Source organism: Saccharibacillus sacchari DSM 19268, assembly GCF_000585395.1.
In the GTDB taxonomy this organism is placed as follows: domain Bacteria; phylum Bacillota; class Bacilli; order Paenibacillales; family Paenibacillaceae; genus Saccharibacillus; species Saccharibacillus sacchari.
The window spans coordinates 1,739,320-1,756,558 of record NZ_KK073875.1 but is presented as its reverse complement, the minus strand read 5'-3'; the positions used below and the strand labels follow the sequence as shown (position 1 = coordinate 1,756,558).

The following is a 17,239-nucleotide window of genomic DNA, read 5'->3' as shown; positions in this document are numbered from 1 at the left end:
AGGAATCAAGAAGGCTTTATTATCGGATCAATACAGGACTGCGCAAGCAGCCAGCGAAAGGACGGAATCGACAATGGAATTGGAAATGATGAAAATATTGGTATTGGGCGCGGACGGGCCGATCGGCCGCCGCTTGGTAAAAGAGGCATTGTATCGCAAATGCGAGGTGACGGTGCTGATGCAAAACCCGTCCCTGCTTCAAGAGGAACACGCAGCTTTGCACGTGCGTGAAGGAGACCTGCTTGCGCCGGGCGCGATTGCTTCGGCGGCGGCTGGTTGCGAAGCGATCTTGAGCGCATTCGGAACGGAGCCCGGCGAAGGTCCTTTATTGTCGGAAGCGGCACGTTTGATTTTGGAAGGCGCGCATGCGGCAGGCGTCGAGCGCGTCATTGTGGCGGGAGGATCGGGCACGCTGCTGACGGCTCCCGGCGTTCGCGTCATGGACGCGCCGGACTATCCGGAAGAACTGCTTCCGCTGGCGCAAGCCCATGCCGAAGCGTATGAGATTTTTGCCGAAAGCGAGTTGGAATGGACCTATGTCAGCCCGGCTGCCTGGATCGAACCCGGCAAGCGCACAGGCAATTTCCGCGTCGGCATGTCGATGCTGGTGACGGATGACGAGGGACACAGCCGGATCAGCATCGAAGATTTTGCCGCAGCGGTCATCGACGAACTGGACGATCCGAACTTTATCCGCTCGCGTTTCACGGTGGCTTATTGATCGCGTGACCGAACCGAATGTCCGACGCTTGCCAAGCCCTGACTGAATTCGGCAATTCCGGAAGGAGAATGTGACAACCATGCTCATCGTTACGCCGAAGCAAATGAAAAGCATAGATCGCTATACGATCGAAGAATTGGGGATTCCGTCGCTTTCCCTGATGGAATCCGCCGGGCGAGCCATCGCCGAAGAAGTATTGGACTTGATCCGACAGCGACGCGATTTGCCCGTCACCGGCAATCGCGGCGCGGGGACGCGGCCTGACGGTTCGGCGAAGCGCGGCGTAACCTCTGCGGCTCCCGTACTGAACGATCCGCTGATTGCTCCGTTCGAAGGAGTCGAGCGCGAACATTGGCTGATCTTGACCGGAAAAGGCAACAACGGCGGCGACGGTCTGGTCGCGGCGCGTTATTTGCAGGATGCCGGAATCCAGGTGTCCGTGTTGTGCGCGGAAAGTCCGGAACGTTTTTCCGAAGAAGCCGCCGCGCAGCTGAAATCCGTTCGCCGTTCAAACATCCCCGTACAAACGGTGCCGGGTTCCGGCGAAGTATCGAACGTCGATTTTGCTCCGTATACGGGAATCGTCGACGCTTTGCTCGGAATCGGAACAAGAGGCGAACCTCGCGAGCCTTACGCGAGCTTGATTCAAGCCGCCAACGGCAGCGGTCTTCCGATTGTGGCGGCCGATATTCCGAGCGGTTTGGATGCAAACACCGGGCAGACGGCGGAGACGTGCATTCGTGCCGAACGGACCGTATGCATTGCTTTTTTGAAAACAGGTCTGGCGCAGTATCCGGGAGCGAAAGCGGCCGGCGAGGTACGCGTGCGGGCGGTCGGAATTCCGCAGCTTGCCGCGTCCCGGATCGAAGACTTGCCGAACGCTTACCTGATCACGGAACAATCGCTGCGCGGTGCCTTGAACATCGATACCTCGCGCAACCGCGAAGAAGACAGCCACAAAGGCACCTACGGTCACGCTCTGATCGTCGGCGGCAGCCGCTTGATGAGCGGAGCCGGGCTCATGGCTTCGCGCGCGGCGCTTCGGATCGGCACGGGTCTGGTGACCTGGGCGCTCCCGGCAGCCTTGCTGCCCGGCATTGTCGGCCATGTCCCCGAGCTTATGGTTGCCGAAGCGGCGGCGGGCGACTCTTGGAACCGCGATTCCGCGGATACCGTGCTGAAGCTGGCCGAGAAGATGAGCGCGCTGGCGGTAGGGCCGGGTCTCGGACGATTTGACGGCGATACGGAATGGCTGAAAAAGTTATGGACGGAATCCGACGTGCCGCTTGTCATCGACGCCGACGGATTGAACATGCTGGCCGACGCGGGCGATTTCATCGCGGATTGGGGACATCATGAAGATGTCGTTCTGACTCCGCATCCCGGCGAAATGGGACGTCTGCTGGGCATTCCGACGGCCGAACTGCAAAAAGACCGCATCGAAGCGGCACGCAAGTACGCGAAGCAGCATCACGTGACGCTCGTTCTTAAAGGAGCGCGCACCGTCGTTGCTTCGCCTGATGGAACGGTGTTCGTCAATACGACAGGCCATCCCGGCATGTCGACCGGCGGTACGGGCGATGTGCTGACCGGCGTGATTTCGGGACTCCTTGCGCAGAAGCTTTCTCCGATCCAAGCGGCCGCTTTCGGCGTCTATCTGCACGGACGGGCGGGAGAACGCGCCGCCGAGCTGCGCGAACATCCGGCGTCCCTGCTGGCGGGCGACGTGATCGAAGCCCTGTAGCTTGAGCGGTTGTAAATGAAAGCCCGCGAAAACGCATAGCGCGTTTTCGCGGGCTTTTTTTCGAGTGGTACAATAGCCGAATGCCGAAGGCCATCGACTTTCGGATTGACCTTCACTTGATACAGAATACTGGCGAGTTTTTTTATATTTTGAAACGGTTCACCGCTTCTTCAAGGCTTTCCATCGTCGAGCGAAGGCGTGTCGAACGATCGTCCACGCTTTCGAACCCGGAGGTCTGCGACTCGATCGCTGCCAGAATTTCTTCGGTGCTCGCCGCGGCTTGTTCCGCATGCGCGGAAACCATCTGAACGAATTCCAGCATATGTTCTTTGCCTTGATTCATATGTGTCATTTCGGCGGTCAAATCATGCGCCGTACTGCTCATTTGCTGAAGCGAAACCCGCATGCCCGCGAAAATTCCCGACACGTCGCGGACTTTTTCTTCTTGGGCGCGGGTCTGCCGATTGGAGGCTTGGATCGCTTCGACGGTCTGCGCTCCCGACTCGATCACGTTGGCAACCAGATCCTGAATGCGGTTCACGGAGACTCCGACTTCTTCGGAGAGCTTGTTGATTTCGCTAGCCACGACCGAAAAGCCGCGGCCGTGTTCTCCCGCGCGCGCCGCTTCGATGCCGGCGTTGAGCGAGAGCAGGTTGGTCTGTCTGGAGATGCGCTGAATATCGGCAGCCATGACGTGAATCGATTCGATATTCCGCATCAGCGTTCCGAGTTTGTCTTCGACGGAAAGCGAAGCGGCTTCGTTCGTGCGAACCCCGTCCAGCAAGTCGCTCATCAGCAGATTTCCTTTGCCTTCTTGTTCGATCGCGAACAGACTCTGCTCGTTCAATTCCGCCGCATGGGAACGGCTGCTCGAAATGCCTTCGGCCAGGCCTTGAATTTCGCGCATTCCTTGCTCGACGTATTCCGCCTGAGTCGAAGTGGACGAAGCGATTTCTTGAATCGATCCGTGAATATCTACGGAGATTTTTCTTGTATCTCCGGTCATTTGATTGATTTCTTTGGCTCCGGAAGCGCCTGATAGCGTCGATTCTTTCACTTCCGACACGATAGACTGAATTTTGGCGATAAATAGATTGGTGGCTTCGCTCAACCGTCCGATTTCGTCTTTCGAGCCGACGGTCAGCCGCTGCGTCAGATCTCCGTCGCCTTCCGCGATTTCCGTTACGGCTTGACGGAGGGCGCCGATTCGTTTGATCTGCCGTCCGATGACAAAGAATAGAAGGCCTGCCGCGACCGCAAGGCCGATTACCGCCGTCAGCAGGGTGATGTACAGAATCGTGTCCAGTACCTCGTCCGACAAGACTAACACGAGCGTTTCGCCGTTGGAGAGCTTGGCAAAGTGGTAAGCGGCTTTTTCTCCGTTGTACGCATCCAGCACGGCCTGTCCGCCGTTCGCGCCGGTTTGCAGCAGGGAGGCGAGCGAGGCATCGGGTTGGAAGCCTTCGGCTTCGGTAGAAAAAGTCAATTGTCCGGAAGCGTCGAGTACGCCCGCGAACTTGACGTCTTCGCCGAGCTGTTCCTTTAGGGAGGTCAGGACGGTTCCCGCTCCGATTTTCTGTTCCAGGTCGGCCAGTTTCGCTCCGTCCCGTCCCACTTGAACGATTCGTGGAGCAGACCAGCCGGAGACGCCGACAAACTTATATAGCTTATCGTCGACCGTACGATTTTGGGCCGGTTGAGACACGGGAGCTTCGCCGTTTTCGATCAACTGCATGAATTCGTAAGCCTGCGCGTTCGGATCGGCTCCGAAATCGAAATCGACGTTTTGTCCGAAGTTGGTCAAGGCAAGCTTGCCCAGCTCGTCGGAGATCCACACTTCATCGATACCGGATTTTTGTACAAGCGCCTGCAGCGTTTCATAATTCAGGGCATCGCCTTCGTACATGTACGAGAGTAGAACGGATTGTGCGATCATTTCCTGTTCCATGACGTCTTCCGCGGTTTGTCGGGCAATGATCGCGTTCTCCAATCCGATCTTTGCCGTAATCAACGTCGTGTTTTCTTTGCGGAGAAGACTGTCCTCGGTCAACTTGTAAGCGACACCGGCAATGGTTGCCGAAACGAGCGCCATTACGATCACTAGCGGAAGGATCATTTTTGTTTTCATGGATGTCATATCCGTTCTTCCCTCTCTCTATTTAAGTATCACCGACCGGTATTATATCGGCAGGTGCTTGGTCGGTATTTACATACGAAGAAAAGAGCAGCAAGAAAGGGCCGCATCCGTCGGAAGATCAAACCTTCCACAACGGCGGCGGCCCTTATGATTTTACGTAAAAAGCGGTTATACCCGGAACGTCGATACCGACAGATGCAGTTGGTCCGCGAGCTGCGCCAGGGCTTGGGAAGACGTAGCGGTCTGTTCGCTGGCTGCTGCCGACTCTTCGCTGGCAATCGTAATTCCCGTAAGCGTCCGCATTACTTCCGCCGTTTGCGCCGCTTGTTCTTCGCTGGCCGCGGCGATGCCGTTGACTTTGAGCGACGTATTGCCGAGACGGTCAATGATTTCGTTGAACGCCCGGCCCGAATCGTTGGCATGCTCCAGATTGGTATTGACGGCGGTCACGCTTTTTTCGATATTGAGCTGCATCGAACGGATGATGGACGTGATTTCTTTCGTCGCCGCGCCGCTGCGTTCCGCAAGTTTGCGGACTTCGTCGGCAACCACGGCAAAGCCGAGGCCCGATTCGCCGGCGCGGGCCGCTTCGATCGCCGCATTCAGGGCGAGCAGATTCGTTTGGGCCGAGATATCGTCGATCACGTTGATAATATCGCCGATCTTGGCCGAGTGTTCTTCCAGCTTGCCGACCTGCTGCGTCACGTCTTCCATGCTTTTCAGGGCGAGTTGAATCGTTTCGCCGCCGGAATGCGCCATTTCTACCGTTTCGTTCGACAATTCGGCAGCGCCTTCCGCGCCTTTGGCAACATCCTCGATTGCAACGGCCATATCTTTGAACAGTTCGTTAATCGCTTGAGCGGACTGCATTTGAATCGATGTACCCCCGGCAATTTGTTGCGTGCTCGCCGAGATTTCTTGCGAGGAAGCCGCCACGTTTTGCGCGGAATCCTGGATACCGCCGATCAGTGCGGACAGGGTATCGACCATTTTGTTGACGGACAGCGACAAATCGCCGATCTCGTCTTTCGCTTGATATTCCGACTTTTCGCGCATGTCGCCGTCGGCGATATTTTTCACGATGCCGACCATCTTTTTCACCGGCTTGCTGATCATGGCCGTGACGAGCGCAACGAGCAGCAGACCGAACACGATCGAAGCCACAATGATAACCGTTGTCCACAGCGTGGCGCGGGATACGTCTTCTTGCGCTTGCATATCGGTCGTGGTCGCTTGTTGTTCGTTCAGCGCACCCAATTTTTCGATCGTTTCGTACAGGGATTGACTGGTCGGGCCGACTTCATCCGTCACGTACGTTTGGAATTCCGCATTAGTGGACGTTTCCGCAATTTGAACGGCATTGGCATACAATTGCTGATACTCGGACCAATACTTGTCGAATTCTTGAAGCAGCGAAGTTTCTTCCGCGCTCAGCGTGCTGGTACGGTACGCGCTCATGTTGGTATCGACTTGTTCGCTAAGCGGAGCGATGGTATCTGCGATTTCTCTTTTTTGCGCTTGCGTTTCGGCAATCGCGATATCGCGCGAAGTCACTCGAAGTTTAAGCAGCGACGTTTCCGTATTGGCTAATTGGCGCAGCGGCATCATGTTGTCGCTGTAAAGCTCGTTCAAATTGCTTTTCATCATATTGATGTTGTACAGACCATACAGACCGACGCCTGCCGTAAGAGCGGTAAGCGTCATGACGACCACCATAAGTTTGGTAAAAATTTTTCGATTTCTGAACCACTGCATCCCGAATCACTCCGTTTTATTATTTTTAGGTTCAGCCTTCCCGTCGCGCAAATCGTCCGATCCCTACCAAAGCTCCCCCCGCGGGTTCATGGAAAACGTCGGGTCGGCGGGATTTCGGAAGGAGGTACCGCAGTGGTGCGGATCGGATGGCGGTTTGCCCGGTGGTTGGTTGTACCTGGTTTTTTTTCAAAAGCTGATAATGTATTTTTCGTCCGGTGCTTCTTATTTTTTGAGAGCAAACCCTCATAATTGTAAAAAAATATATTTTATATCTATCAAAACCCAGACAGTCAGCAATACAAAAAAGCCGCGTTTCCCGAAGGAAAAGCAGCTGCGGCGCGCCTTTCAAAAGGCTATTCAGTCTCCGTAACCGGAGTCGGCAACATTTCGCGGCCTCCCATATACGGGCGAAGCGCAGGGGGGATATAGATCGATCCGTCCTCGCGTTGATGATTTTCGAGCAGCGGAATGAGCAGGCGGGGAACCGCGACGGCCGTGTTGTTTAGCGTATGACAAAAACTCAGTTTACCGTCTTCGTCCCGATAGCGTAATCCGGCACGTCTGGCCTGAAAGTCGCCCACATTCGATGCCGAATGCGTCTCGCCGTAAGCATTGCGGCTCGGCATCCAGGTCTCGATATCGTACTGTTTATAATTTTTCTGCGACATATCCCCGATACAGACCGCGACTTTGCGATAAGGAAGCTCAAGCAGGTCCAGCAAATCTTCGGCGTTGCGCGTGATTTCTTGCAGCAGGCGTTCCGATTCGGCGTCCTCGCCCCGGCAGATCACCACTTGTTCGACTTTGGCAAATTGATGCACCCGATACAGTCCGCGCACATCCCGACCTGCCGATCCGACCTCGCTGCGGAAACAGGTCGAGATGCCGGCGACGCGGATCGGTTCCGTGACATCCAGCGTCTCTTCCGCAAAGTAAGCAATCAGCGGAACCTCCGACGTGCCGACCAACCAAGCGTCTTCGCCTTCGATTCGGTACGCCTGATCCTGCCCGGTCGGGAAAAACCCGGTGCCTTGCATCGCTTTCGTCCGAACCATGAGCGGAACATCCATAGCGGTAAAGCCGCGTTCTTCCAGCACATCGAGGGCAAGCTGCTGGACGGCGCGCTGAAGCTTAAGCCCGTCCCCTTTCAAAAAGTAGCTGCGGCTGCCGGCCACTTTGACTCCGCGCTCGATGTCGAATAATCCATGCAATTCGCCAAGTTCGACATGATCTCGCATTTGAAAATCGAATTGCGGAGGCTGGCCGTTCTCGCTCAATACCACGTTGTCGGCGTCCGAACGGCCTGTCGGCGTATCCGGCGATACCCGATTCGGCACGCGTTCCATCAAATAGCGATAGCGCTGAAGCACGGTATCCAGTTCGGCTTCGATCCCCGCCAATTCGTCCCGATCCAAGCGCATTTGTTCTTTTTCCGCCTGCGCTTCTTCTTGTTTGCCTGCCGCGATCTTCGCGCCGATGTCTTGGGTACGACGGTTGCGCCGCGCGCGTAGCTCCTCGGCTTGCCTTGCAAGCTCGCGTCTGCGCGCATCCGTCTCCAGTAATTCTTCGATCGAAATCGCGATTTTTTTTCCGTCCGCTGCCGCTTGAAATTGTGCCGCTTGCTCCCGAATCGTTCGAATATCCATCATGTTCATACACGCTCCTCTGAGTGATTGGTGTGAAAAAAACGCAAAAAACGCCCTCTCGTTTGGGACGAGGGGCGTTTATCTACGCTCGCGGTGCCACCCAATTTGACCGTTCCCGAAGGAGCGATCCGCTCTGGAGTTTCGCGATAACGGGCGAATGCCGGTTGACTTAGGCGGTCGATGACAGGCAGTCCGTACTTTGTCGGAACCGGCTGTCGACCCTTGACGAAAACGCCTCGGAGTTGGATTCTCTTCATCGGCATAGTGGAGTTCTAAAATTATGTTTTTTAGTATAACGCCGGAGCGAAGCGCCGTCAACCGTGAGTTCGGCCAAACAAAAAGAGGCCCGGATTCGGGGGAATCCGGAGCCTGAAGGCGCATCTCGTTTACGTATAAGTCGGGGAGAGATGCACCGGAAGGGAAGGAGAAGAAAAAGATATGATGAAGCGGGTCTCGGCGTCGGAAGCGAAGTCCAGTTGAGAGATACCGGCCGGGAAGCCGCGGAACACCCTAAGGTGAAAAAGCTGCAAAATCTTTCGAATGTTGGACGAGCGACGATGGGAAGTGAAAGTGTCCGATTTTGTCGAATGCTGATTAACTTGCTTGCCGTCCGGCACGTTCCGGAACAGGATTTTGCGGTTAGGTTTCGAAATTAAGCGCTGATGGCGTTGTAGCGGCTCGACAGCTCTTCGAACCATTCTTTGTCCTTGAGTTGCAGGGCCAGGTCGATCAGGTTGTTCAGCTCCGTGCGCTCCAGGTCGACTTGGTCGTTGAAGCTGACCGTCGCGGAGATCGTGATGCGTTCGTCGGCAGGGGCGGAGAGGTCGATATCCACGTTCACTTCGACTTCGGCGTCCATGTATTCTTTCTTCAGGAAGTAGATCACTTCGCAGAGGATAACGGGTCTGACGTAGCTCTCGAAGGAGCAATCCATCACTTTCACCCAGTAGTGCGGGTTGGAGAAGTGCAGCGTCTGTCCAGCTTCGGCATCGTTATTTTGAATGTCCTGCGTCAGTTCGAGCATAACCGGCTCTGCTTCGAAAAACTTCGTAATTTGTTTATGGAGAACTTCCTTGATTCCTTGTGTATTCAGCGTGATCATGACTGCTGCACCTCTCTCTTTCATTATTTGTCGTTTAGTAGATTACTTTGTCGATTTTTGTTGTTGTTTTGTTTTGATATTTTATTTATCGGTGAAGGGAAACGAAAGTTTATAGATTTTTTAAAAAGATTTCGCAAAATCTACTCGTAAAAGATTAATAGGAACTTCTTCCGATACGCGCTTCTTTTCACGGACGCAAAAAAGTACCGGAGGGTCCTATAGGACTCCTCCGGTACCGGGAACATCGTCTATTGCATCTATTACTTATCGAGTTTCGGAAGCTTTTTCGCTTGTTCTTCGACTTCGCGAATCGGCTCTTCGTCGACTTTTTCTTCGATCTTCTTCGACGTGAACCAGCCGATCAAAGCGATAGAGACGAGAACGACATAGAATGTCGTTTTCCAGATCGTGCCTTCGACAAAGTCATGAGGAACCAGGCCGATGGCTTCGTGACCCAAGGTATGCATGCCGAGCTTAACGCCGACCCAACCTACGATAACGAACGCTGCTGTTTCCAGGCCCGGGCGCGAGTGCAGCAGGCCTACGAACAGGTTGGCCGCGAAACGCATAATGACGAGACCGATAAAACCGCCTGCGAAGATAACGGCGAATTGTCCGGCATCCAGACCGCCGATCGTACCCAAGTTGGTTGGAGGCAATGCGACCGCGAGCGCTACGGCTGCGAGAATGGAGTCGACCGCGAATGCAAGGTCAGCCAGTTCGACTTTGAATACGACGCCCCAGAAGCTGACTTTTTTCTTGCCGACGCCTTTGCCTTCCGCGGATTCTTCCGCTTCGTCGGTTTCGGTTTGCTTGCTGCGAATGGCTTTAATGATATGACTTAACGAAATGAACAGCAGGTACGCGGCTCCGATCGCCTGAATCCACCAGACGTCGACCAGGAACGAGATGACGAACAAAGAACCGAAACGGAGCACGAACGCCCCGACAAGACCGTAGAACAAAGCCTTTTTACGCTGTTCTTCCGGAAGCGGTTTAACCATGATGGCCAGTACGAGCGCGTTATCCGCGGCAAGCAGGCCCTCCAGCGCGATCAGTACGAGCAGTACCCATCCGTATTCAAGCATCAACGACAAATCCATCTGCTTCTCTCCTTTTAATGTGGGATGAGTTCCCTTTCTGTTTACGAAAAGACCCCAATAAAACAAAAGAGACTTTTACCGCCAAAGGGTACGAATGAATATGCGACCATGCGCAAATAAACAAACGTAACCTAAAGCGGTAAAAGTCTCGCTAACAACGATGGTTGCCAACAAAGCCGGGGATGCGATCCCGTATTGACGACTTTGATGTAAAAGCTACTCCCTCTTACCCGGTTAAGGAAAGATCAAGTATGCGGTTGTGGGGTCTTGCGTAAATTTAAGCTTATCTTACTCAAGACTAAGCCGGTTGTCAACAATTAAATACTGAACTGGATTTATATAGGGCAATGTTTACATAAGGTCAAAAAAGAATAGCTTCCCGCTCCCATAATACGACCTCGCCGCGCTCCAGACTTTCGGGAATGCGGATCAGCCGCTGGTTGGAACTTCCCCGGTACAGCAGCGACACGTCCCGCAATTCCTGCTGAAAGCGTCCGTCTACCAAGACGTGACCGCGCCGAAGAAGTCCGTATTCGTCCGATTCCGGTGTAGCCGAAAGCTGTTCGAACGTATATCCGGTATACATCCACACGTTCAGCTCGGGGATGCTCTCGCGCGCCAGATCAATGAAAGAACTTGCTTCCGCCGCGGAAAAGAACGGATCGCCGCCGGCAAGCGTCAGTCCGTCGAGCAGGGGATTCTCCGCCATTTCCCGAATGATTTCGCGTTGGCGCTTGTCGTCGAACGGCTCGCCGTAGTCGAAATTCCAGGTGCGCGCGCTGAAGCAGCCTTTGCAATAATGCTTGCAGCCGCTGATGAAGACCGAGGCGCGCAGACCTTCTCCTTCATTAATGGACTCGGGATAATACCCGCAAAGATTCATGATCGAACACCTCCTTACCGCAAAAGAGCGGCCTGGCAACTTTTTATTGTCGAGGCGCTGCTTGTCCGGCATGCTTCACGCGGTCGCGCACCTCGGCTTGTTTGGCTCCGTTGAAACGAGTCTGGTAATCGCCCGTCAGATAACCCGTAACGCGGCGCAGGCGGGAGATATGCACTTCCGTTTCCTTTTTCCCGCAAGAAGGGCATGACTCTCCGATGATCCCTTCGTGACCGCATGACGTGCAGCGGTCGATCGGGTGGTTGATGCTGAAGTAGCTGACGTTCTGATCCAGCGCATAGGCCACGATCTTACGGAACGCTTCCGGGTTGCTGCGCACATTGCCGTCCAGCTCGATGTACGAGATCGCGCCTGCGTTGCAGACTTCGTGGAACGGAGCTTCGAGCGAAATTTTGCGCGCCGCCGGCGTCTGGAAGTAGACGGGCACGTGGAACGAGTTCGTATAATATTCGCGATCCGTTACGCCCGGAATCGGTCCGTACTCTTTGGCATCGTTCTTGGTGAACTTGCCCGACAGACCTTCAGCCGGAGTCGCGAACAACGTGATGTTGAGATTATGCTTTTCGCTCATGGCATCGCAATAAGCGCGCATATGACGAACGACCGCCAGCGCTTTGGCATAGACGTCTTCGTCTTCCGCATGATGCTTGCCGTACATGGCTTTCATGGACTCGGCAATGCCGATGAAGCCGATCGACAGACTGCCGTGTTTGAGCAAATCTTCGACCTTATCGTCCGGACCCAGCGCGTCGCCGCCTTCCCATACGCCTTCGCGCATCATGAAGTCGGACGCTTTGGCAGGTTGTTTCGCTTGAATATGGTAACGGTGCAGCAGACCCGTCATGGCGATATCAAGCGCTTCGTCCAGCATTTCGTAAAAGCCCTCTTCGTCGGCCCATTTTCGCTCGCCGAGCGCAATACCGTTCTCGATGCCCAGCTTCACCAGATTGATCGTGTTGAACGACAGATTGCCTTTGCCCGACAGGTGGTTGCGACCAAAACGGTCGGCTACGACGCGAGTCCGGCAGCCCATCGTCGCGAATTCCGTATTCGGATCGCCCGGCACGTAATATTCCATATTGATCGGCGCGTCGAGGTTGGCGAAGTTCGGATATAAGCGCTTGGTCGAGCATTCTATCGCTTTCAAGAACAGATCGTAGTTCGGTTCGCCGATTGCCTGGTTGATGCCTTTTTTGCATTTGAAAATTTGAATCGGGAAGATCGGCGTCTGTCCCTGACCGAGTCCGCGCATCGTCGATTCCATCAGGCTTTCCATGACCAGACGGCCTTCGCTCGATGTGCACGTGCCGTAGTTGATACTGGTAAAAGGAATCTGGCCGCCGCCGCGGCTCGACATCGTATTCAGGTTATGGACAAGGCTTTCCGCCGCCTGGAACGTCTCTTGACGCGTCTCTTGGTAGGCGTAGCGGTAAGCATGCGGATAGCGGTCGCGCAGATCGGTGTTATCCATATAGATTTCTTTATCGGCAGGACCTTCTGGAGCAGCAGCGCCTGTCAGGATCTCATTGCCTTCCTTGAAGCTTTCGAAGTACGACAGTCCTTTGCGGAAATGCTTAATGAAGGAACGTCCGACGTAAGGCGCCAGATCGTGGTCGAGTTTGTTCGCGGACACGCCGCCGTACTGCGCATTTTGCTGACATTGGAAAATGATCGCGACCAACGCCATCGCCGTCATGATCGTGCGCGGGGTGCGCAGATCGCCGTTACCGGTGCTGAAGCCTTCGGCAAGCAATTTGTCGAAGGGAATGAAAATGCAGTTAGTCGTGCCGACCGCATAATGATCCAGGTCATGCACATAGACGGTGTTCCCGCGAATGGCGGCTTCCACTTCTCTCGGCAGAATATGCAGGCGCGCGTACCATTTCGCGTATTCGCTGCCGAATTTGCTCATTTTGCCGGAAAAACTGTCTCCGTTCAGGTTCGCGTTCTCGCGCAGCGTCTCGGTGTCGAGACTGTCCGCGATATCGCGTCCGAGTTTGGTGATTTCCTCAAGCGCGTCGATTTCTTTGCTGCGCGTCGCCGGGAAAAGTGGAAGAGTTGTGCTCATTGTGGATTCCGTCCTTTCGATATGAGTTCGTTTCCGATGCCTGTCCGTAGTGCGGCCGGGAAGCAATCTCTATGTCTTAAAATATGTAAGCCGCGGTTCCGAAATGAGGAATCGCGGTCTTGTACGTTTTATACCAAACACCATATTTGGCCTTCGGCTACTTAATTTACACCTATATATGGTATCTGTGAAGCGAAATGATACGAGTTGCCACATAATGGACACAAACTCCGGCTGAAAATTTAATCAAATCGTCAAGGTTGAAAACGCCCTTTTTACGCGAAGCCCATAGTGGTGCGGTTTGCGTCGAAATTCGATTTTCGGACGGGTTCGCGGTACAATAAAAAGACGCAAAAACGGAGTTGACAGCTCATCCTTTTCATGACAAGGAGAGGGTGATGCAAGCCATAAGGAGGAGATTGAAATGGCAATCGCAGAGGTGACGATCATCCCGATCGGAACAGGAAACACCAGTCTGAGCGGGTACGTGGCGGACATGCAGCGGAAGCTGGCGAGTATCGAAGGCGTAACGTACGAGCTGACTTCGATGAGTACCATCATTGAAGGACCCCTGGATCGAATCTTGGCCGCGGTCAAAGAACTGCATGAACATACTTTCGAATCCGGCGCGCAGCGCGTCTCGACGTCGATCAAGATCGACGACCGCCGCGACAAAGCGGGTTCGTCCGTGCAAAAGCTCGCTTCGGTCCAAGCCAAGTTGGCTGAACGAGGCGCGGCAGAATAGGGATTAATGAAGGAGAAAGACCTATTTTTACTTTTTTGGAGAAGTACCTTGCGCATCCCCGAGAAAGGTGTATAATGTATTTCGTTGCTGCTAAGACAGCAAGGTTAACAGAGTATGCTGATGTAGCTCAGGGGTAGAGCAACGCACTCGTAATGCGTAGGTCGGGGGTTCAATTCCCTTCATCAGCATTAAGCATGGCGCGGATTTCCGGTTTTCGGGAGTCCGCGTTTTTGCATTTTTGAGAAAACTTCTAACAAACTTCTAACCTTTAGTTGGTTAAAGCGAAATTTCTGAATCAACGACAGGCTTTCTAAGCAGTAAAAATAAACTCTAATTTTATTTATTTTTTTATGCATAAAGTGCCGAATAATTATCTGCATTCCGGGTAATTTCTAGATGTGGCGTCGCCACACGGTCAAACCACAACCTAGGTTGAGGAACGGAAGAGGCTCAGACGGGAAACCAGCGCTGAGCCTCTCTTGTTATGTCTTTTTTTGTGAAATTTTTTGAGCATGTATTTTATTGGTTCATTCTTTGCTGTTCCACTTTCTCGATAATTTTAAGATGTTTTTTTCTATGCGATTCTTTTGTATGGCTTACAAATGCATGAAAGCAAGCAAAAATAAACACGATTAAACAATAGAATAGAATTGTGCTGAATCCGTTTATTCCCTGGTTTAAAATTTCAAACATACTTTCAATAGACTCTATCCATTTAGCATGATCTTGCTGAAGCTCTCTATTGTCTTTGAAAAATGTCAATTGTGCCACAGTAATGGTTATAACAAAAGTTAGTCCTGCTAAAGCTACTGTAAAAATTAATTTATGAATGTAGTCGATAAGTTGGTTTAAAAAATCATTACTATAATCTTCAGATTCTAAAGATAATTTAAAAAAATCGAGGTTTCTTTCGGGAACTAACCTATAAGACTCGAAAATTTTTTCTATATTTTTGAATGGAGTTGAAGGAATTGGAGCCGAGATTCTTCGAAAGACCTTTTTCAAGTGCTTAAAAAAACGCATCAGTCCTATAAGCTCAAGTAACATAAGGATAGCAAGAATAACTATGGCTGGCCAAATTTGAATTGATAAAAAGTATGACAATATGAATCCTCCTATCGCTATAAACGAAATGTAGCTTTAAGTCATTTTATATAGCATTACATTGTCTGTAGCAACTATACTCTTCAGATTCAATGCTTTCTTTCCCCCTCCACCAACTTCTTCGATAAAATCCCTAAATAATCGACAAATTGTGCCGTAATATATAGAAAGAAAGTCATTCGGCAACAAGAATTCAATCGATCGAAAAGGTGAGGGACACAGTGAGAACGAAGGCGGGCGATCGGAAAAAGGGGCATGACGACGGGCTTTTCAAAACAAAAGGCAGGGTCAGTTTGCGTGCGCTGTTTTCCGGCCTCGTCATTTTGACATTTGTAATGACGCTTGTCATTACGTTATTTGCTTCGTATCGCTCGGAACAACAGTTATTGGAAGAGCGGACCTTGGAAGCAAATTTCCGGGAATCGGAACGCGTAGGGCATGGGATGAACTTATTGTTCGTCTCGATCAGCAAAAGTTTAACCGCCTTCGCCGGCGAATTTGCCGAGATGGCGGTGCTGCGCGTATCGTCCGAAACGCAAGACGAACTGCGACTGCTGTACGACAGCGGAGGTTATTTTGCGGAAGTGTTCGTGGCCGGAACGGACGGAAAATTGACCGCGACGTACGAAGGAGGCAGACAGGGCGGCAAAGCGATGGATATCGATCCTGCTCTTATGAGCGAAGCCCTCGGCGCCAAACTTCAGTTTCAGTCGCCGCCCTACCGGGATGTTCACGGCGGCATGGCGGTCATGGTGACGGAACCGATCTTCGCTGAAGAAGGCGCCTATCTGGGCATTGTCGGCGGCGTGCTTCATTTGGAAGCTCCTAACTTGCTGGGCGGATTGTTCGGGGAAAATCAGATTGATGCCAGCGGTTCGTATTGCTATATCGTCGATGCCGAGGGCAGGCTGGTCTACCATCCCGATCAAGATCGAACCGGCGAGGACGTCAGCGGCAATCCGGCGGTCGCGCATTTGCTTCAAGGGCACAGCGGGCAGGAGAAGTTGATCAACACGGAAGGCAAAAGGTATCTGGTCGGTTACGCCTATGTCCCGGCCACGCGCTGGGGTATTGTGGTGCAGACGCCGACCAGCCTCATTACGGCGCAGCAATTGGAGCAAATGCGGGGGACGCTGCTTGTGGTATTGGGACCTTTTCTGATCCTGGCGGCTTCCGCGTTGTTCTTGGCTCGCCGTCTGGCGGCTCCTTTCGTATCGTTGGCCGACTTCGTGGTACGCGCAGCCGACCGTCCGCAGGACGAAGCCATGCCTTCCGTCAGGCGTCACTGGAACCGCGAGGCGGATCTGCTGAACCGGGCCGTCATGCGCACGGTGCGCGAGATGAAACGGCAGAACCGGGATCTGAACGATTTTGCGTTAAAAGACCCGCTGACCGGACTCTTGAATCGACGTGCGCTGGATGAAATATTGGAAAAGATGGAGGGGGACAACCGTCCGTTTGCATTGCTGTTGATCGATATCGACCGCTTCAAATCCGTCAACGATCGTCACGGTCATTCGGCAGGCGACGCGGTGCTGCGCGGCGTGGCGCGCACATTGGAAGAAACGGTAGGAAATCGGGAATTGTGCGGGCGTTACGGAGGCGAAGAATTCATGGTGCTGCTCCCGGGATACAATCTGCCGGAGACGTACGAAATGGCGGAGCGCCTTCGTCTGGCCGTGGCCGCGCATGAAAACGAACTGCGCATTCCCGTTACTTTATCCATCGGAGGGGCGGTCAGTCCGCTGCAATCGACGCGGATCGACGATCTGTTCGAGCTGGCGGACCGTGCGCTGTATCGGGCGAAGGAGAGCGGTCGCGATCGGGTGGTCGTATAGAATTTTCGCCATTTAAAAAGAACGCGTGCTTCCCGACTGCGGGATTCAACGCGTTCTTTTTGCTGCATGTTCGTCTTCGGAGCTCATTCCCCGCCACCTCCGCCGCCGGAATCGCAACTGCCGCCGTCATACGAAGAGGAATGAGAGCCGGTGCAGTGATTCGAGGAGTGATGATTGCCGTAATCACCGGAATAATTGCTGCCCGAGTCGTGCATGAATCCGGAGCGGTAGTCTCTGCGCGAACGCGATTTGTTTTGGTTGGGATTAAGGGCGGATATCAACAAAACGACAGGGACGAAAATCAACAAAATCCAGAAGAATGTCATGCGGTAGCCTCCTTTAGTGGGTAAAAAAATTAAGGGAGGAAACGAGCGA

Annotated in this window: 13 protein-coding genes and 1 tRNA gene; 5 read left to right on the top strand and 9 right to left on the bottom strand. The window is 53.2% G+C overall.

Features of this window, described 5'->3' with window-relative positions; genetic code table 11:
* Positions 1 to 88: 88 nt before the first annotated feature.
* Positions 89 to 721: an NAD(P)-dependent oxidoreductase gene (locus tag SACSAC_RS07545; RefSeq protein WP_037292322.1), complete on the top strand. Its 633-nt coding sequence runs from the start codon at positions 89 to 91 to the stop codon at positions 719 to 721.
* A gap of 79 nt (positions 722 to 800) precedes the next feature.
* Positions 801 to 2,465 carry a bifunctional ADP-dependent NAD(P)H-hydrate dehydratase/NAD(P)H-hydrate epimerase gene (locus SACSAC_RS07540; protein ID WP_037285050.1) on the top strand — a complete coding sequence of 555 codons (1,665 nt, stop codon included), beginning with the start codon at positions 801 to 803 and terminating at the stop codon, positions 2,463 to 2,465.
* 142 nt (positions 2,466 to 2,607) lie between these two features.
* Here SACSAC_RS07540 and SACSAC_RS07535 read toward each other — a convergent pair whose 3' ends face one another.
* The 7 genes from SACSAC_RS07535 to SACSAC_RS07500 all read right to left on the bottom strand — a co-directional run bounded on the left by SACSAC_RS07535 (position 2,608) and on the right by SACSAC_RS07500 (position 13,177).
* Positions 2,608 to 4,602 (bottom strand): methyl-accepting chemotaxis protein, encoded by a 1,995-nt coding sequence (locus SACSAC_RS07535; protein ID WP_037285048.1) that lies wholly within the window; start codon positions 4,600 to 4,602, stop codon positions 2,608 to 2,610.
* A gap of 168 nt (positions 4,603 to 4,770) precedes the next feature.
* Positions 4,771 to 6,357 carry a methyl-accepting chemotaxis protein gene (locus SACSAC_RS07530; RefSeq protein WP_037285046.1) on the bottom strand — a complete coding sequence of 529 codons (1,587 nt, stop codon included), beginning with the start codon at positions 6,355 to 6,357 and terminating at the stop codon, positions 4,771 to 4,773.
* Positions 6,358 to 6,710: 353 nt separating this feature from the next.
* A complete protein-coding gene (serS, locus tag SACSAC_RS07525) occupies positions 6,711 to 8,006 on the bottom strand; it encodes a serine--tRNA ligase (protein WP_037285045.1) in 1,296 nt (431 codons plus the stop codon).
* 649 nt (positions 8,007 to 8,655) lie between these two features.
* Positions 8,656 to 9,105 carry an IDEAL domain-containing protein gene (locus SACSAC_RS07515; RefSeq protein WP_037285042.1) on the bottom strand — a complete coding sequence of 150 codons (450 nt, stop codon included), beginning with the start codon at positions 9,103 to 9,105 and terminating at the stop codon, positions 8,656 to 8,658.
* Between the two features lie 260 nt (positions 9,106 to 9,365).
* The gene (locus tag SACSAC_RS07510; RefSeq protein ID WP_037285040.1) at positions 9,366 to 10,208 is read right to left on the bottom strand and encodes a TerC family protein; all 843 of its coding nucleotides are present in this window, start codon (positions 10,206 to 10,208) and stop codon (positions 9,366 to 9,368) included.
* Between the two features lie 361 nt (positions 10,209 to 10,569).
* Positions 10,570 to 11,091, bottom strand: coding sequence for an anaerobic ribonucleoside-triphosphate reductase activating protein (gene nrdG / locus SACSAC_RS07505; RefSeq protein ID WP_037285038.1), 522 nt, complete (start codon positions 11,089 to 11,091; stop codon positions 10,570 to 10,572).
* 43 nt (positions 11,092 to 11,134) lie between these two features.
* The gene (locus SACSAC_RS07500; RefSeq protein WP_051506949.1) at positions 11,135 to 13,177 is read right to left on the bottom strand and encodes an anaerobic ribonucleoside triphosphate reductase; all 2,043 of its coding nucleotides are present in this window, start codon (positions 13,175 to 13,177) and stop codon (positions 11,135 to 11,137) included.
* Positions 13,178 to 13,601: 424 nt separating this feature from the next.
* Here SACSAC_RS07500 and SACSAC_RS07495 point away from each other — a divergent pair, with 424 nt between their 5' ends.
* Positions 13,602 to 13,922, top strand: a complete 321-nt coding sequence (locus SACSAC_RS07495; protein WP_037285036.1) for an MTH1187 family thiamine-binding protein — start codon at positions 13,602 to 13,604, stop codon at positions 13,920 to 13,922.
* A gap of 116 nt (positions 13,923 to 14,038) precedes the next feature.
* A tRNA-Thr gene (locus SACSAC_RS07490) sits at positions 14,039 to 14,110 on the top strand.
* A 331-nt stretch (positions 14,111 to 14,441) separates the two neighbouring features.
* Here the strand turns inward: SACSAC_RS07490 and SACSAC_RS07485 are convergent.
* Positions 14,442 to 15,026: a hypothetical protein gene (locus tag SACSAC_RS07485; RefSeq protein ID WP_037285035.1), complete on the bottom strand. Its 585-nt coding sequence runs from the start codon at positions 15,024 to 15,026 to the stop codon at positions 14,442 to 14,444.
* 221 nt (positions 15,027 to 15,247) lie between these two features.
* Here SACSAC_RS07485 and SACSAC_RS07480 point away from each other — a divergent pair, with 221 nt between their 5' ends.
* Positions 15,248 to 16,864 (top strand): sensor domain-containing diguanylate cyclase, encoded by a 1,617-nt coding sequence (locus SACSAC_RS07480; RefSeq protein ID WP_051506948.1) that lies wholly within the window; start codon positions 15,248 to 15,250, stop codon positions 16,862 to 16,864.
* 83 nt (positions 16,865 to 16,947) lie between these two features.
* Here the strand turns inward: SACSAC_RS07480 and SACSAC_RS07475 are convergent, their stop codons facing one another.
* The gene (locus SACSAC_RS07475; protein WP_037285033.1) at positions 16,948 to 17,190 is read right to left on the bottom strand and encodes a hypothetical protein; all 243 of its coding nucleotides are present in this window, start codon (positions 17,188 to 17,190) and stop codon (positions 16,948 to 16,950) included.
* Positions 17,191 to 17,239 lie beyond the last annotated feature (49 nt).

Excerpts from the sequence above, each read along its gene's own strand:
- SACSAC_RS07515 (WP_037285042.1), bottom strand. The coding sequence starts at position 9,105 with ATGATCACGCTGAATACACAAGGAATCAAGGAAGTTCTCCATAAACAA.
- SACSAC_RS07535 (WP_037285048.1), bottom strand. The coding sequence starts at position 4,602 with ATGACATCCATGAAAACAAAAATGATCCTTCCGCTAGTGATCGTAATG.
- SACSAC_RS07545 (WP_037292322.1), top strand. The coding sequence starts at position 89 with ATGAAAATATTGGTATTGGGCGCGGACGGGCCGATCGGCCGCCGCTTG.
- SACSAC_RS07495 (WP_037285036.1), top strand. The coding sequence starts at position 13,602 with ATGGCAATCGCAGAGGTGACGATCATCCCGATCGGAACAGGAAACACC.
- SACSAC_RS07530 (WP_037285046.1), bottom strand. The coding sequence starts at position 6,357 with ATGCAGTGGTTCAGAAATCGAAAAATTTTTACCAAACTTATGGTGGTC.
- SACSAC_RS07540 (WP_037285050.1), top strand. The coding sequence starts at position 801 with ATGCTCATCGTTACGCCGAAGCAAATGAAAAGCATAGATCGCTATACG.
- serS (WP_037285045.1), bottom strand. The coding sequence starts at position 8,006 with ATGATGGATATTCGAACGATTCGGGAGCAAGCGGCACAATTTCAAGCG.
- SACSAC_RS07500 (WP_051506949.1), bottom strand. The coding sequence starts at position 13,177 with ATGAGCACAACTCTTCCACTTTTCCCGGCGACGCGCAGCAAAGAAATC.
- SACSAC_RS07510 (WP_037285040.1), bottom strand. The coding sequence starts at position 10,208 with ATGGATTTGTCGTTGATGCTTGAATACGGATGGGTACTGCTCGTACTG.
- SACSAC_RS07475 (WP_037285033.1), bottom strand. The coding sequence starts at position 17,190 with ATGACATTCTTCTGGATTTTGTTGATTTTCGTCCCTGTCGTTTTGTTG.
- nrdG (WP_037285038.1), bottom strand. The coding sequence starts at position 11,091 with ATGAATCTTTGCGGGTATTATCCCGAGTCCATTAATGAAGGAGAAGGT.